The sequence below is a fragment of the Micromonospora sp. NPDC000121 genome (assembly GCF_042899165.1).
Taxonomy (GTDB): domain Bacteria; phylum Actinomycetota; class Actinomycetes; order Mycobacteriales; family Micromonosporaceae; genus Micromonospora.
In genome coordinates this window covers 946,365-961,343 of sequence record NZ_JBIAZP010000001.1, presented here as the reverse complement: position 1 = coordinate 961,343, position 14,979 = coordinate 946,365, and the positions used below count along the sequence as shown (strand labels likewise).

Genomic DNA, 14,979 nt, shown 5'->3' with positions numbered 1-14,979 from the left:
CCACCCCCGGGGTGTGCCCCGACCTCCGGCCTGCGCCGCCTAGGGGTGGTCCCCGGGATCGATCTCGGTGGACCGCCCGGATCCGCCTGGGGTCCCCCGCGCGACAGGCTGAGGCATGCCTGGAACCCGGAACAGTGGACTGCTGGCCCTCGGCGGGATCGCCGTGGCCGCGCTGCTCGCCGTGATCGGCCACGTCGAGGTGAACGACGACCTGAGCCCCTGGGCACTGACCGTCAGCGACTTCGCCGTCTCCGACCGCGGCGGCGTGATCGACGCGGCCATGGTCGTGCTCGCCGCGGCCACCGCCGTGCTCCTGCCCGGCCTGCGGCACGCGCACCGCTCCCCCGCCGCCCGCCCGGGGCGTGCCGCCGAACTGCTCCTGGCCGCCTGGATCGGCGGGCTGCTGCTGGCCGCCGTCGTGCCGACGAACGAGCCCGGCCTGCCCATGGACACCGCCGCGTACGTCCACCGGTACGCCTCGGTGGTCGCCTTCCTGGCGCTGCCGCTCGCCGGCTGGCTGCTCGCGGCCCGGCTGCCGGCGGGTGCCCGCGCGGTCCGCGGGCTCACCCTGGTCAGCCTGGCCCTCGCCGCGGCGATGGTCTGGTCGGCCTATCCGGGCGACCGGCTGCTGCTCGGGCTGGTCGAGCGGCTGCTCATCCTCGCCGAGGTCGCCGTGCTCGCCGTCGTCGCGGTCACCCTCCTCCGCCGGGGGCCGGCGGCCGACCTCCCCGGCGGCCGGGTCACTCCAGTTCGTGGAGCATGAGCTGGCGGGCGGCCTCGGTGATGGAGCCGGACAGGCTCGGGTAGATCGTGATGGTCTGGGCCAGCTCGTTGACGGTGAGGTTGTTCTCCACCGCCATCGTGATCGGCAGGATCAGCTCGCTCGCCTTCGGCGCCACCACCACGCCGCCGATCACCTGGCCGCTCGCCGGCCGGCAGAAGAGCTTGACGAAGCCGTCGGCGAGGTCGTCCATCTTCGCGCGGGCGTTGCCGTCCAGCGGCAGCATGACCTGCCGGGCCGGCACCTTGCCCGCGTCGACCTCGTCCTGCGAGACGCCGACGGTGGCCAGCTCCGGGTCGGTGAACACGTTCGCCGCGACCGTACGCAGCCGCAGCGGCCGGACGGCCTCGCCGAGCGCGTGCCACATCGCGATCCGGCCCTGCATGGCGGCGACGCTGGCCAGCGGCAGCACCCCCGTGCAGTCGCCGGCGGCGTAGATGCCGGGCACGTTGGTGCGGGAGACCCGGTCGACCGTGACGTAACCGCCCCGGGCCAGCTCGACGCCGTACTCGGCCAGGCCCAGGTCGGCGGTGTTGGGGATCGAGCCGACCGCGATCAACGCGTGCGAGCCGGACACCTTCCGGCCGTCGGAGAGCTCGACCTCCACCCCGTCGGCCGTGCGGCGCACGGCGTCGGCGCGGGAGTTGTTCAGGATGCTCATGCCCCGGTTGCGGAAGACCCGCTCGATGGCCATCGCCGCGTCGGCGTCCTCGTGCGGCATCACCCGGTCGCGGCTGGAGACCAGCGTCACCTGGACGCCCATCGCGAGGTAGGCGCTGGCGAACTCGGCGCCCGTGACGCCGGAACCGACCACGATCAGGTGCTCGGGCAGCTCCGGCAGGTCGTACACCTGGCGCCAGGTCAGGATGCGCTCGCCGTCCGGCACGGCGGTGGGCAGTTGGCGCGGGGTGGCGCCGGTGGCGATCAGCACGGTCGACGCGTCGATGGCGTGCTCGCCGCCGCCGTCGGCCGGGGTGACGACCACGCGGTGGGTGTGGCCGAGCGTGTCCTCGCCGAGCCGGGCGGTGCCCGCGACGAAGGTCACCCCGGCCTTGACCAGCTTGGCGTGGATGTCGGCGGACTGGGCCAGCGCGAGGCGCTTGACCCGCTCGTGCACCGCCTGGGCGTCGACGGTGACCGCCTCCAGCCCGTCGGAGTGCACCCCGAACTCCTCGGTGTCCCGGTAGCCGGTCACCACCTCGGAGCTGGCGATGAAGGTCTTCGACGGGACGCAGTCGGACAGCACGCAGGCCCCACCGGCGCCCTCGGCCTCCACGACGGTGACGTCGGCGTCCAACTGCGCGGCGACCAGGGCGGCCTCGTAGCCCGCCGGTCCGCCGCCGATGATCACGATCCGGCTCACAGCGCTCGCCCTTCGTCAGTGCTCACAGTGACTTTCTTCTCCCGAACGCGTCCGACACGCACCGTCGTATTCTCCCCCACCCGGCGGGCGGGCTATCGTCATCGCCGTGCGTCATTACGCCGCCTACGGCTCAAACCTCGACCCCGCCCGCATGCGCGCCTACTGCCCGCATTCGCCGATGGTGGGCACCGGCTGGCTGGAAGGCTGGCGGCTCACCTTCGCGGGCGAGGACGTGATCGGCTGGGAGGGCGCGGTCAGCACCGTCGTCGAGTCTCCCGGCGACCGGGTCTTCGTGGCGCTCTACGACATCCACCCCTACGACGCCGCGCAGCTCGACGAGATCGAGGGGGTGACCGCCGGCACGTACCGCAAGCTGCACGTGCGCGTCTCCACCCTCGACGGGGACGTGACCGCGTGGGTCTACGTCTTCGACGGCTACGAGGGCGGCCTGCCCACCTCGTGGTACCTGTCGGAGATCGCGAACGCCGCCGAGAAGGCGGGCGCGCCGGACGACTACGTCACCGAGCTGCGGTCCCGCCCCACGGGCACCGCGTCGGCCTAGCGCGTCTCGTCGGCCCAGCGCGTATCCCACGGCCCCCAGTCTGCTCCGGCGCCGGGCGGGGCCTCCATCCGGCCCCGGCGCCGGCGTCGTCAATCACACACCCGCGGCCGGGACGACCAACTCGTACATGTCGGTCCAGCGCACCTCGTGCAGCCCCACCGACCGGTAGAGCGTGACCGGGGCGGTCGGGTTGGTCAGGTCGACGCCCAGCCCGGCGGCCTCCCGGCCCTTGGCGGCGTAGACGGTGAAGGCCCGCCACAGCAGCGCCGCCCCCACCCCCCGCCGCCGGTACGCCGGCAGCACGGACAGGGCGCGCACGAATCCCTCGCCCTGCTCCAGCGCCTGGTCGGACGACTGCAACGCGCCGGCCGGCACCCCGTCGACCTCGGCGACGAACCACTCGTCCCAGGTGGTGCCGTGCTGGGTGATCCGCTGCCGCCAACGGTCGAACCCGACCGGCTCGTAGTCCGGGGTGTCCCGGAACGCGATGTCGTAGATCCGGTGGAACTCGCGCAGGTCGGCCTCGTCGTCGCCGCGCACCGGGCGGACGGTCACCCCGGGCGGGGGCGGCGGCTCGGCGGGCAGCCCGGCCAGCGACCGGCGCATCCGCACGTACCGCTTGGCGCGGGCGAACCCGGCCTCGGCCAGCTCCGCCGCCCAGCGCGTCTCGGGGGCGAAGACGGCGGTGCGGACGGTCAGCGCCGGCACGCCCCGCTCGGCGGCGCGCTCGGCGACCCGGTCGAGCTGCCGCGCGAGCAGCGGCGCGCGCAGGTCGGCGCCGCGCTCCGGGTCCACGTACACCTCGACGAACTCGCGCCCCACGCCGGTCGGGTTGTCCAGGATCGCCCAGGCCACGATTACGCCCTCGGGGTCGGTGACCACCCACGAGTCGCGGGCCGGGTCGACGAACGGCGCGGTCAGCGCGGCCGTGACGTCCTCGGCGTCGAAGTCGGGGTGACCGACGGCGAAGGTGTCGGCGGCGTGCACCACGGCCAGGATCGCGGGAACGTCGTCCAGGGTGGGGCGGCGGGCGTGCCAGCCGGCGGGGAGAGTCACGGGGGCGATCCTGACAGGCGGGGCGCCGGAACGCCGCCGAATTTTCCGCGGCCCACGTCAGGCCCGCCCGGGCGCGGGGCGTCGCGTCGTCACCCGGGTCGCGCGAGCGCATGCGGCGCACGGGCCGCCCGGCCACCGGGACTCCGGCTCAGCCCCGGCCCGCCAGGTGGGCCCGGGTCGCGAAGAGCAGGTCGACCAGCTCGGCGCCGTCCGCCGGGCCGAGCGCCGCGAACGCCGGCGAGGTCAGTCGGTCGGTCACCGCCTCGGCCCAGAGCCGCCGCCGGACCAGCGGCCCGACCGGCGGGTACGGCGGCGGCCAGCCGCAGGCCACCGCGCCCGCCTCCCCCTCCGGCCCGGCGAGCACGGCCTCCAGCGGGGTCATCCCGGCGGCCCGGACGGCGAGCAGGTACGCCCCGGCGAAGTGCTCCCGGAGCAGGCGCAGGCCGACGGCCGCCCGGGCGCCGGCGGTGCGCTCCGGCACCGGCATCGCCCGCCACGCGGCGAAGAGCGGCATGCCGCTGGCGTCCGCCGCCTCGACGGCCCGGCCGAGCAGCGCCGCGAGCCGGCCCGTCCCGGGGAGGGCGTCGAGGTGCTCGTCGCCCCACCGGCAGCACTCGGCGAGGGTGGCGGCGGCCACCTCGACCGGCCCGACGGTGCGCAGGGCGGCGTCCCATCCGTCGGCGACCGCGTCGGGGGCGAGGAAGCCGAGGGCGGCGGCGACCGTCTCGGCGCGGACGTCGCCGAGGGCGCCGGCCCGGCCGGTGACGTAGAACGCCCAGCCGGAGATCCCGAGCAGCCGGGCCCGACGCAGGGTGGCCGGGCAGCGGGTGAACGCGTCACCGAGTTCGAGCACGACCGGCTTGCTGGCGGCGGCGACCTGTTCCGGCGTCATCCGCCCGCCCCCGGGTCGACCCGTCCGTCCACAGCGGTCAGTCTGCCGCGTCGTCGCCCGGCTCGGCATCCCCCTCTTCGGCGTCGAGGGCCTCCACCGCCGCCTCGACCTCGCCCGCGCGGCGGCGGGCGGCGGTGGCCGCCCGTTCCGCCCCGCGACGGGCCAGCTTCGCCCGGCTCAGGTCCTGCTCGGCGACGGCCCGCCGCCGCTCCAGCTCGGCCAGCTCCGCCTCGATCTCGTCCAGGGCGGCGGCGCCGTCGCGCTCGGCCGCCGCCGCGTCGGCCAGCTCCGCCTCGGCCCGTTCCTGGTCGGTACGCGCCTTCGCCAGCTCCTTCTCCAGCGCCCGCCGCCGGCGGGCCCGTTCCGCCCGGGCCGCTCGTTCCGCCTGTTCGGCGCGGAGGGCGGCCCGGTCGGCGCCGGCCCGCCGCTTCCCGGCCGGCTCGGGCCGGGGCTCCGGTTCCGCCTCCTCGCCGCCGGTCACCAGGCGCAGCTGCGGGCGGGGCACCTCCCCGAACCCGGCGTAGTTGGCGGCCCGCAGCAGCCGGCCGGAGCGGACCTGCTCGGCGACCTCGGTGTCGGAGAGCGCGGCGTTGAGGGTGCCTTCCACCTCGGCCAGCGGCAGCTTCCCGGCCGGCGGCGCCCCCTCGGCCTCGGCCGCCAGCCGACGCACCTCGGCGACGAGCGCGCCGACCACCGCCCGCCGCTGGGCGGACAGCTCCCGCAGCCGGGGCCCGCGCAGTTCGCGCTGGGCGGACCGCAGCGCCTCGGCGAGCTGGGCCAGGTCGGCGACCAGCTCGGGGCGGCGGATGGCGAGCAGGTTGACCAGCCAGGCGGCCACGGTGGGGCGACGCAGCCGGGCGATCTCCCGGGCGGTCTTCGGGTCGCCGGCCCGGCGCGCCTCGGCGGCGGCCTCGTCGCGGATCGCGACGAACCGGTCCGGTGGGGTGGTGTAGAGCCGGTGCACCAGCTCTCGGGGCGGGCCGGGCATCGCCGTCAGGCGTCGATTCGCGTGCCCGGTTCGAGCCGGCGGTAGTCGACCTCGGAGAGCCGGGTGAAGTTGCTGTTCAGGACGCCGAGCCCGTTGTCGTTGAGCAGCCCGTCGTGCAGCGCGTACGCCCGGCGCGGGGCGACCGCCCGGAGGAAGTCCAACGACTCGGAGAACTTCGTCCACGGGGCGTGGATCGGCAGGAAGAGCGTGTCGACCTGCACGTCGTCCGGGACGACCAGGGAGTCGCCGGGGTGGTAGACCACGTCGTTCAGCAGGTAGGCCAGGTTGTCCACCACCGGGATGTCGGGGTGGATCACGGCGTGCCGGCCGCCGTAGGCGCGCACCGGCACCCCGGCGGCCGTGAAGGACTGTCCGGGTTGGACCGGATCGAGCGCCTCGGCCGCGTCGCCCAGGGTGCCGGCGAGGGAGGCCGGGCCGTGGATGGGGAACGGACGCCGGTCGAGCTGCCGGGCGACCGCCTCGACGTGCACGTGGTCGGGATGCTCGTGGGTGATCAGCACCGCGTCCGCCCCGTCGAGCGCCTCGGGCTCGCTGAACACGCCCGGGTCGACGACGAGCACTCCCCCGTCGTGCTCCACCCGGAGGCAGGAGTGGGCGTACTTGGTGATGTGCATCGTGACTCCAAGATTATCGAATCGTGACGTCCTGAGCGCAGTCTGCCGGAACCGGCGTGGCGGCGCGCCACGTCTGACGTATCGCCCCGCACGGGGGCGAGGACGAGGGGAGTCGGGATGGACGGACGGGAACGACGGCGTCGGGGCGTACGGTTGACGGCCGCCGCGCTGGTCGCGCTGCTGGGGTTGGCGGCCTGCGGCAGCGGCGACTCCGGTGGGAACAAGGATTCGGCCGCCAGCGCGCCGGAGGCCGCCTCGGCGGACAAGGACCGGGCCGGCGGCGCGGCGGAGCAGGGCGGCGGGCAGGCCCAGCAGGGCGGCGGCGCCGGCGCGCCGGACCTGCGGGTCGACCAGCGGTCCATCATCTACACGGGCACGATGCGGGTGCAGGTGGACGATGTGGACGCCGCCGCGCGGAGCGCGATCGCCACCGTGACGGCGGCCGGCGGCTTCGTCGGCGGCGACCGGCGGCGCAGCGCCGACGCCGACGCGACGGCCCAACTGGAGCTGCGGGTGCCGGCGGCGAAGTTCTACGGGGTCGTCGACGAGCTGGCGAAGCTGGGCCGACAGGATCGGCGGGAGATCGACACCGAGGACGTCACCGAGCAGGTGGTCGACCTGGACGCCCGGATCACCACCCAGCGCGCCCGGGTGGAGAGCGCCCGCCGGCTGCTGGCCCGGGCCACCACGATCTCCGACCTCGTGTCGCTGGAGAACGAGCTGTCCCGCCGGGAGGCCGATCTCGCCTCGCTGGAGGCGAAGAAGGAGCGGCTGACGGACCTGACCAGCCTGTCCACGATCACGGTGTCGCTGGTCGGGCCGGACGCGACCACCGCCGACGAGGAGACCGAGATCGGTTTCCTCGTCGGGCTCAAGGGCGGCTGGGAGGTCTTCCTGACCTCGATGACCATCCTGCTGACCGTGCTGGGCGCGGTGCTGCCGTGGCTGCTGGTGTTCGGCGTGCCGCTGGCGGTGCTGCTGGTGATGCTGCGCCGGCGGCGGCGCGCGAACCCCCCGCCGGCGCCGCCGGCCGGGCCGGCGGCGCCGCTGCCTACCGCGCCGCCGCCAGTGCCCGCAGCGCGGTCTGGACCATGAGCCGTACGCCGACCGGGATGGCCCGCTCGTCGACGTCGAACGAGGCGCGGTGCAGGTCCACGTTCGGGCCGGAGCGGCCCACGCCGAGCCGGGCGAGCGCGCCGGGGACGTACTCCAGGTACCAGGAGAAGTCCTCGCCGCCCATGCTCTGCGGGGTCTCGGCGATGCCCTCCGGCCCGAGCGCGGCGGCGGTGGCGGCGGTCAGGATCTGGATGGCCCGCGAGTCGTTGCTGACCGGCGGGCGGCCGCGCAGGTATTCCAGGTCGACGGTGGCGCCGGTCGGCGCGATGACGTCGCGGACGACCTGACCCACGATCTTGGGGGCCAGCTCCCAGGTGTCGCGGTCCATCACCCGCAGGGTGCCGGAGGCGCACGCCTCGGAGGGGATGACGTTGTAACGGGTGCCGGCCGAGGCGTGGCCGAACACCAGCAGCAGCCCGCTGTTGGCCGGCACCCGGCGGCTGACCAGGGCCGGCACCTCGGTGATCAGGCGGCCCAGCGCGTCGACCAGGTCGACGGTCAGGTGCGGGCGGGCGGTGTGCCCGCCCGGGCCGGTGAGCCGGACGGTGACGTTGTCGGCGGCGGCGGTGATCGGGCCGACCCGCAGGCCGACCTTGCCGACCGGCTGGTTGGGGTCGCAGTGCAGCGCGAAGATCTGCACCACGTCGTCGAGGCCGCCGGCCTCGATGACCTCCAGCGAGCCGCAGGGCAGGATCTCCTCGGCCGGCTGGAAGATCAGCCGGACCCGGCCGGGCAGCTCGCCGAGGTCCGCGAGCTGCGCCAGCAGCATGCCGACGCCGAGCATGACGGTGGTGTGCACGTCGTGGCCGCAGGCGTGGCAGACGCCGTCCACGGTGGAGCGGTACGGCACGTCCTTCGAGTCGGTCAGCGGAAGCGCGTCGATGTCGGCGCGTAGCGCGACCACCGGGCCGTCGGGGCGACCGTCGATGTCGCAGATGACCCCGTTGCCCTTGGGGAGCAGTCGCGGGCTCAGCCCCGCCAGGGAGAGTTCCCGGGCGATGAGGGCGGCCGTCTCGAACTCCTCGCCGGAGAGCTCCGGATGCGAGTGGAGGTGACGACGGGTGGCGATCAACCCGGGCACCCGGAGGGCGAGCAGGTGGTCCAGCTCGAACGGCAGGGGCTGGGACCCGGACGGCGCCTCCGGCCAGGACGACGCCAGCTGGCTGCCGGTCGGCAGCGTCAACGCACTCGTCACGTCGAATTCTCGTTCGCTAGAGATGGATGGATCATCAGGAACAGCAGACAGCCTAGACCTCCGGCGGTGACGCTGCGCAACCTCGTTCCGGTGATGATCGGAGCGCACAGAGTCACGAATGCCCTGCTGGGAGCGTTCGTAGATCTGCGGGACAGCAGGTAGATCGCGTTCGAACGCCGTCATCTGCCCCACACCTCCTACAACGCGTAACCGACCCGGCCGTCACCAGATCGACGCCGGTCTCGGGACCGTCGTTCCGAATTGTCGCATTAGTCGGTCCGATGAACTGACACTCCGACAATTACGCGACCACTGTCAGCGACGAGGCCCCGAAGACGGTCACACGACCGAGGACGGAACGACCGCACACCGTGTGCGTCCGAGTTCACCCGGTCGCATTACCCCCGAACCCCTCCGGCACACGCCGCGACCGGTGGGCCGCGCCGCCCCGCCGCACGCGGAAAGCCCTCCGGCGCCGTCGCCGGGCCTGCTCCCGCGGTCTGCGTCGCCGATCGGCGACGGGATCTGACTCCGACTGTAGCGCTCGCCCGGCATGCGGCGCGACCTGCGCAAACGCCTCGACCGACCGGCCCGCGCGGTCTACCGGAACGGCCGACGGGCCGGTCGGGTCGGGGTGATCAGAAGCGGTCGGCCGGGCGGTGCAGCCCCCACACCTGGCGCAGGGTGCCGCAGACCTCGCCGACGGTGGCGCGGGCCCGCAGCGCCTCCTTCATCGGGTAGAGCACGTTCTCCGTGCCCTCGGCGGCGGCGCGCAGCTCCGCCAGGGCCCGCTCGACCGCGCCCGCGTCCCGCTCGGCGCGCAGCCGGGCCAACCGCTCGGCCTGCGCCGCCTCGATCGCCGGGTCGACCCGCAGCGGCTCGTACGGCTCCTCCTCGTCGATGGCGAACCGGTTGAGGCCCACCACCACCCGCTCGCCGGAGTCGATCTCCTGCGCGATCCGGTACGCGGACTGCTCGATCTCCCGCTTCTGGAAGCCCGCCTCGATGGCGTCCACCGCCGACCCGTGGTCGAAGACCCGGTCCATCAGCTCGGTCGCCGCCGCCTCGATCTCGGCGGTCATCGCCTCCACCACGTACGAGCCGGCGAACGGGTCGACGGTGGCGGTCAGGTCGGTCTCGTACGCCAGCACCTGCTGCGTACGCAGCGCCAGCCGGGCCGCCTTCTCGGTGGGCAGCGCGATGGCCTCGTCGAAGCTGTTGGTGTGCAGCGACTGCGTGCCGCCGAGCACCGCGCCGAGCCCCTGCACCGCCACCCGGACCAGGTTCACCTCGGGCTGCTGGGCGGTGAGCTGCACGCCCGCCGTCTGGGTGTGGAAGCGCAGCATCATCGACTTCGGGTCCTTGGCGCCGAAGTCGTCGCGCATCAGCCGGGCCCAGATCCGCCGGGCCGCCCGGAACTTCGCCACCTCCTCGAGCAGCGTCGTGCGGGCGACGAAGAAGAACGACAGCCGGGGCGCGAAGTCGTCCACGGCCAGCCCCGCCGCGAGCGCGGCCCGGACGTACTCGACGCCGTTGGCCAGGGTGAACGCGATCTCCTGCGCGGGCGTCGCGCCGGCCTCCGCCATGTGGTAGCCGGAGATGGAGATGGTGTTCCACTTCGGCACCTCCTTGCGGCAGTAGCCGAAGGTGTCGGCGACCAGCCGCAGCGAGGGCTTCGGCGGGAAGATGTACGTCCCCCGGGCGATGTACTCCTTGAGGATGTCGTTCTGGATCGTGCCGTTCAGCGCCGTGCCGGGGACGCCGTTCTCCTCGGCCACGAGCTGGTAGAGCAGGAGCAGCACCGAGCCGGGCGCGTTGATGGTCATCGAGGTGGAGACCTTGTCCAGCGGGATGCCGTCGAAGAGCAGCCGCATGTCCTCGATCGAGTCGATGGCCACCCCGACCTTGCCCACCTCGCCGTGCGCGATCGGGTCGTCGGAGTCGTAGCCCATCTGGGTCGGCAGGTCGAAGGCCACCGAGAGGCCCATCGTGCCGGCCCGCAACAACTGGTGGTACCGCGCGTTGGACTCGGTGGCGGTGCCGAAGCCGGCGTACTGGCGCATCGTCCAGGGACGGGAGGTGTACATGGTGGGGTAGACCCCCCGCGTGTACGGGAACTCGCCCGGGCCGCCCAGCCGGGAGTCCAGGTCCTCCGGAAGGTCTGCCGCGGTGTAGACGCCCTTGATCGGGAAGCCGGACTCGCTTGACCGCCGTTCGCTCATTAGCGGATGGTAGGACGCGCGACGGCGTCGGCGGGTGAGGGATAGCGCACACCTCGACCCCGTGGACATCGACGAGAGGTGAACGTCAGGGCACGTAAGGTCCAGTTCGGTAAACGTCCGTCGCGCCGGGTTTCGCATCGGGCGTCGGAACCAGCAAGATAGGGGGGTTGTGTCCCAGCCCCCCTCGATTTCCCCCGGTGGCTTTTCTGTGACTCAGATCCCGACGTGGAGCGGCGGACCAGTCAGTCCCCCCAACGGACGCGCGACCCCCGGCACGACCATCGGTGACCGTTACTCGCTGCGTTCCGCGGTGGGCAACGGCGGCATGGGCACGGTCTGGCGTGCCACAGACACGCTCCTGCGGCGGGACGTCGCCGTCAAGGAGGTCGTCCTGCCCCCGGGCCTGGCCCCGAGCGACCGCGAGGCCATGTACGAGCGCACCCTGCGCGAGGCCCGCGCGGCGGCCGCGATCCAGCACCCGGCCGTCGTGCAGGTCTACGACGTGGTCACCGAGGCCGGCCGGCCCTGGATCGTGATGGAGCTGCTGGACGCCCGCAGCCTCGCCGACATGGTGATCGAGGACGGGCCGGTCGCGCAGCGGGTGGTCGCCAAGATCGGCATCGCGCTGCTCGGCGCGCTGGAGGTGGCGCACGCGATCGGCGTGCTGCACCGCGACGTCAAGCCGGCCAACGTGCTGATCTGCGCCGACGGCCGCTGCGTGCTGACCGACTTCGGTGTGGCCCGGATGCCCACCGACGTGCAGCTCACCACCCCAGGGATGGTGCTCGGCTCGCCGCACTTCATCTCCCCGGAGCGGGCGATGGGCCAGGAGTTCGGCCCGCCGAGCGACCTGTTCTCGCTGGGAGTCACGCTCTACACGGCGGTGGAGGGGCGGCCCCCGTTCGACAAGGGCGACCCGATCGAGACCATGCACGCGGTGGTCGAGGACCCGCCCGCCCCGCCGCAGCGCAGCGGGCCGCTGACCCGGGTGCTGATGGGCCTGCTGGAGAAGGACCCGGCCCGCCGCCTCGACGTGCACACCGCCCGGGCGATGCTGCGCGAGCTGCTCGCCGGCCCCCTGACCAGCAACGCCGCCGCGGTGAACTCGGTGACCGACCCGTACTCGGTCGTGCCGGTGCAGCAGCGGCCGCTGCCGGCTCCGCCGGCCGCCAAGCCGGAGCAGCCGAAGCCGAGCGGGCAGATCGGCGGGCGGGCGATGCTCAACCCCGGCGAGTCGCTCACCGACCGGCTGGCCGCGCTGCGCCGGGGCGAGCGCCCCGCGCAGGCCGCCCTCCCCGCCAGCCCCACCGCGATGGAGGACACCAGCGCGGACGCGCTGGCCGGGCCGCTGCACACCCCCACCGGCGCGATGCCGGCCCCGGACAAGCCCGCGCCGGCCGGCCGCACGTACGGCGGCCCCCAGGCCGCCCCGCACGTCGGCGATGCCGACGCCACCCAGCAGCTACGCACCAACGCGGCCGGCCTGGTCGGGTTCGGCGGCCAGCCGGACGCCACCCAGCGGATGGGGGCCGGCGCGCCCGCCTTCGGGCAGCCGGACGCCACCCAGCGGGTGGGCGTGGGCGCCCCCGTCTTCGGCGGCCCACCGGAGGCCACCCAGCACCTCGGCGGCCCGTACGGCGGCGGCCAGTGGTCGGTGCCGGGCACCGGGCAGCCCTGGGCGACCCCCGCCACCGCGCCCGCCGCGGGCGGCGCCAACGGCGGGTTCACCAGTCGGGTGGGCGCGATCGGCAACCAGGTCGTCGGCACCGTCAAGGGCTGGCCCCGCAAGGTGCAGCTCGCCGCCGCCGGCGGCCTGGCCGTGCTGCTGCTGATCGGGGCGGTCGTCCTGTTCAGCGGCGGCGACGACGCGCCGACCGTCCCGCAGGCCGCCCCGACCTCGGCGGCCCCGGCCGGCGCGCCCGAGATGAAGGAGCACTCCGGCAAGGGCGTGCGGGTCATGGTGCCGCAGGGCTGGGAGCGCAAGAGCGCCGGCAACTGGGTCGACTACGTCGACCCGGAGGACGAGGGCCGCAAGGTGCGGATCCTGGTGGAGAACTTCAGCACCACCTCGATCCGCTGGGCCGAGGTCGCCGAGGACGGCCTGAAGAACCGCTCCAAGTCCTGCGTCAAGCCGTACGCCCAGCTCGCCATGAACGAGATGGAGTGGGTCGGCAAGCAGGCGGCCGAGTTGGAGTACACCTGCGGCGAGGGCGAGACCAAGCGGCACGGCGTGTGGCGCGGCGTGGTCCACGACGGCAAGGCGTACTCGTTCTACCTCACCTCCACCGACGCCAAGTTCGCCGAGAGCAAGCCGATCTTCGACGAGATGGTGAAGACGTTCCAGCTCACCGACGCCGGCTGATCGCAGGGGAAGAAGAAGCGGTGATCCGCCGGCGTGCTATCAAGAGGCATGCCGGCGGAAACCACTGACATCGACGACATCCGCGAGCAAGCTCGGCGCTGGCTCGACGACGACCCCGACCCGGCCAGCCGGGACGAGCTGCGGGCGGTGCTCGACCGCCTGCCGGCGAGCGCTTCGGAGCTGGCCGACCGGTTCGCCGGCCCGTTGACCTTCGGCACCGCCGGCCTGCGCGGCCCGCTGCGCGCCGGTCCGAACGGGATGAACCTCGCGGTGGTCACCCAGGCCGCCGCCGGGCTGGTCGCGTGGCTCGCGGCCCAGGGCGGCTCCGGCCCGCTGGTGATCGGGTACGACGCCCGGCACGGCTCCCGGCAGTTCGCCGAGCGGACGGCCCAGGTCGCCACCGGAGCGGGACGCCCGGCGCTGCTGCTCCCCCGCCCGCTGCCCACCCCCGTGCTCGCGTACGCGGTGCGGCACCTCGGGGCGGTCGCCGGGGTGATGGTGACCGCCAGCCACAACCCGCCGCAGGACAACGGCTACAAGGTGTACCTCGGCGCGGAGCTGGGTGGGGCGCTCGGGGCGGGCGCGCAGATCGTGCCGCCGGCCGACGCCGGCATCGAGGCCGCGATCCGGTCGGTCGGCCCGCTGGCCGAGGTACCGCTCGGCCCGGCCGGGCAGGTGCTCGGCGACGACCTGGTGGCGTCCTACGTGGAGCGGGCCACGGCAGTGATCGACCCGGACGGGCCGCGCGACCTGGCCGTGGCGTACACGCCGCTGCACGGGGTGGGGGCGGCGGTGCTCACCGCGGCCTTCGCCCGCGCCGGCTTCCCCGTGCCGGGGGTGGTGCCCGAGCAGGCCGAGCCGGACCCGGCGTTCCCGACCGTCTCCTTCCCCAACCCGGAGGAGCCGGGGGCGGTGGACCGGCTGATCGCCCTCGCCGAGTCGACCGGCGCGGACATCGCCATCGCCAACGACCCGGACGCGGACCGCTGCGCGGTGGTCGTCCGGGACACCGGCCCGGCGGCGAGCGCCAACGCCGAGGTCGCCGGTCCCACCGACCCGGACGCCGACCGGCCCGGGTGGCGGATGCTGCGCGGCGACGAGGTGGGCGTGCTGCTGGCCGACCACCTGATGCGGCGCGGCGTCACCGGCCTCTACGCCACCACGATCGTGTCGTCGTCCCTGCTGCGGGCCATGTGCGCCGCACGGGGCCTGCCGTACGACGAGACGCTGACCGGGTTCAAGTGGATCGTGCGGGCCGGCGGCGGGGCCGAGCCGCTGGTCTACGGCTACGAGGAGGCGCTGGGCTACTGCGTCGCCCCGGAGCACGTCCGCGACAAGGACGGCATCACCGCGGCGCTGACGGTGGCCGAGTTGGCCGCCGGGCTCAAGACGCAGGGACGCACCCTGACCGACCGGCTGGACGAGCTGGCCGCCGAGTTCGGCGTGCACCACACCGACCAGCTCTCGGTGCGGGTGGACGACCTGCGGGTGATCGCGGACGCGATGGCCCGGATTCGCGCCGCGACGCCGACCGCGCTGCTGGGCCACCCGGTCACGGAGGCGCAGGACCTGCTCCCCGAGGCGGACGTGGTGATCCTGCGCACCGCGGCCGCCCGCGTGGTGATCCGGCCGTCGGGCACCGAGCCGAAGCTGAAGGCGTACCTGGAGGTGGTGGAGCCGGTGACGGACGGCGACGTCGCCGCGGCCCGAGCCCGGGCCACGGAGTCGGTCGCCGCCCTCCGCACCGAGATCGCCACCGCCCTCGCCCTCTAACCCCTTACCCACCCCCCGCACCCCCGCCCTGGCC

12 protein-coding genes are annotated in these 14,979 nt (G+C 74.4%); 5 read left to right on the top strand and 7 right to left on the bottom strand.

Going from position 1 to position 14,979, the window contains the following annotated elements:
• The first annotated feature begins 115 nt into the window (after nucleotides 1–115).
• Entirely contained in the window at nucleotides 116–763 is a 648-nt protein-coding gene (locus tag ACFY23_RS04690) for a DUF998 domain-containing protein (RefSeq protein ID WP_350687021.1), read from the top strand.
• Here the strand turns inward: ACFY23_RS04690 and ACFY23_RS04685 are convergent.
• Nucleotides 741–2,144: an NAD(P)H-quinone dehydrogenase gene (locus ACFY23_RS04685; protein ID WP_350687020.1), complete on the bottom strand. Its 1,404-nt coding sequence runs from the start codon at nucleotides 2,142–2,144 to the stop codon at nucleotides 741–743. The genes ACFY23_RS04690 and ACFY23_RS04685 overlap by 23 nt on opposite strands.
• A 106-nt stretch (nucleotides 2,145–2,250) precedes the next feature.
• Here ACFY23_RS04685 and ACFY23_RS04680 point away from each other — a divergent pair, with 106 nt between their 5' ends.
• Nucleotides 2,251–2,706, top strand: a complete 456-nt coding sequence (locus tag ACFY23_RS04680; protein WP_091097949.1) for a gamma-glutamylcyclotransferase — start codon at nucleotides 2,251–2,253, stop codon at nucleotides 2,704–2,706.
• 93 nt (nucleotides 2,707–2,799) lie between these two features.
• Here the strand turns inward: ACFY23_RS04680 and ACFY23_RS04675 are convergent, their stop codons facing one another.
• From ACFY23_RS04675 to ACFY23_RS04660, 4 genes are all read right to left on the bottom strand, one after another.
• The gene (locus ACFY23_RS04675; RefSeq protein WP_350687018.1) at nucleotides 2,800–3,762 is read right to left on the bottom strand and encodes a GNAT family N-acetyltransferase; all 963 of its coding nucleotides are present in this window, start codon (nucleotides 3,760–3,762) and stop codon (nucleotides 2,800–2,802) included.
• A 148-nt stretch (nucleotides 3,763–3,910) separates the two neighbouring features.
• Nucleotides 3,911–4,654 (bottom strand): hypothetical protein, encoded by a 744-nt coding sequence (locus ACFY23_RS04670; protein WP_350687016.1) that lies wholly within the window; start codon nucleotides 4,652–4,654, stop codon nucleotides 3,911–3,913.
• Between the two features lie 37 nt (nucleotides 4,655–4,691).
• The gene (locus ACFY23_RS04665; RefSeq protein WP_350818871.1) at nucleotides 4,692–5,642 is read right to left on the bottom strand and encodes a hypothetical protein; all 951 of its coding nucleotides are present in this window, start codon (nucleotides 5,640–5,642) and stop codon (nucleotides 4,692–4,694) included.
• Between the two features lie 5 nt (nucleotides 5,643–5,647).
• A complete protein-coding gene (locus ACFY23_RS04660) occupies nucleotides 5,648–6,277 on the bottom strand; it encodes an MBL fold metallo-hydrolase (protein WP_350685895.1) in 630 nt (209 codons plus the stop codon).
• A 117-nt stretch (nucleotides 6,278–6,394) separates the two neighbouring features.
• On the opposite strand from ACFY23_RS04660, the gene ACFY23_RS04655 reads away from it, so the two are divergent.
• On the top strand, nucleotides 6,395–7,372 hold the full coding sequence (locus ACFY23_RS04655) for a DUF4349 domain-containing protein (protein WP_350685897.1): 978 nt from the start codon (nucleotides 6,395–6,397) through the stop codon (nucleotides 7,370–7,372).
• Here ACFY23_RS04655 and ACFY23_RS04650 read toward each other — a convergent pair.
• A complete protein-coding gene (locus tag ACFY23_RS04650; protein WP_350685899.1) occupies nucleotides 7,329–8,588 on the bottom strand; it encodes an amidohydrolase in 1,260 nt (419 codons plus the stop codon). The genes ACFY23_RS04655 and ACFY23_RS04650 overlap by 44 nt on opposite strands.
• Nucleotides 8,589–9,226: 638 nt before the next feature.
• Nucleotides 9,227–10,810, bottom strand: coding sequence for a methylmalonyl-CoA mutase family protein (locus ACFY23_RS04645; protein ID WP_350685901.1), 1,584 nt, complete (start codon nucleotides 10,808–10,810; stop codon nucleotides 9,227–9,229).
• Nucleotides 10,811–11,018: 208 nt separating this feature from the next.
• Between ACFY23_RS04645 and ACFY23_RS04640 the strand changes: the two genes are divergently transcribed.
• A complete protein-coding gene (locus tag ACFY23_RS04640) occupies nucleotides 11,019–13,172 on the top strand; it encodes a protein kinase (protein WP_350685903.1) in 2,154 nt (717 codons plus the stop codon).
• Between the two features lie 48 nt (nucleotides 13,173–13,220).
• On the top strand, nucleotides 13,221–14,945 hold the full coding sequence (locus tag ACFY23_RS04635) for a phospho-sugar mutase (protein ID WP_350685904.1): 1,725 nt from the start codon (nucleotides 13,221–13,223) through the stop codon (nucleotides 14,943–14,945).
• The last annotated feature ends 34 nt before the right edge of the window (nucleotides 14,946–14,979 follow it).

Bases quoted from the DNA above. Each gene is read 5' to 3' on its own strand.
- ACFY23_RS04665 (WP_350818871.1), bottom strand. From the start codon at position 5,642: ATGCCCGGCCCGCCCCGAGAGCTGGTGCACCGGCTCTACACCACCCCA.
- ACFY23_RS04635 (WP_350685904.1), top strand. From the start codon at position 13,221: ATGCCGGCGGAAACCACTGACATCGACGACATCCGCGAGCAAGCTCGG.
- ACFY23_RS04655 (WP_350685897.1), top strand. From the start codon at position 6,395: ATGGACGGACGGGAACGACGGCGTCGGGGCGTACGGTTGACGGCCGCC.
- ACFY23_RS04670 (WP_350687016.1), bottom strand. From the start codon at position 4,654: ATGACGCCGGAACAGGTCGCCGCCGCCAGCAAGCCGGTCGTGCTCGAA.
- ACFY23_RS04660 (WP_350685895.1), bottom strand. From the start codon at position 6,277: ATGCACATCACCAAGTACGCCCACTCCTGCCTCCGGGTGGAGCACGAC.
- ACFY23_RS04645 (WP_350685901.1), bottom strand. From the start codon at position 10,810: ATGAGCGAACGGCGGTCAAGCGAGTCCGGCTTCCCGATCAAGGGCGTC.
- ACFY23_RS04690 (WP_350687021.1), top strand. From the start codon at position 116: ATGCCTGGAACCCGGAACAGTGGACTGCTGGCCCTCGGCGGGATCGCC.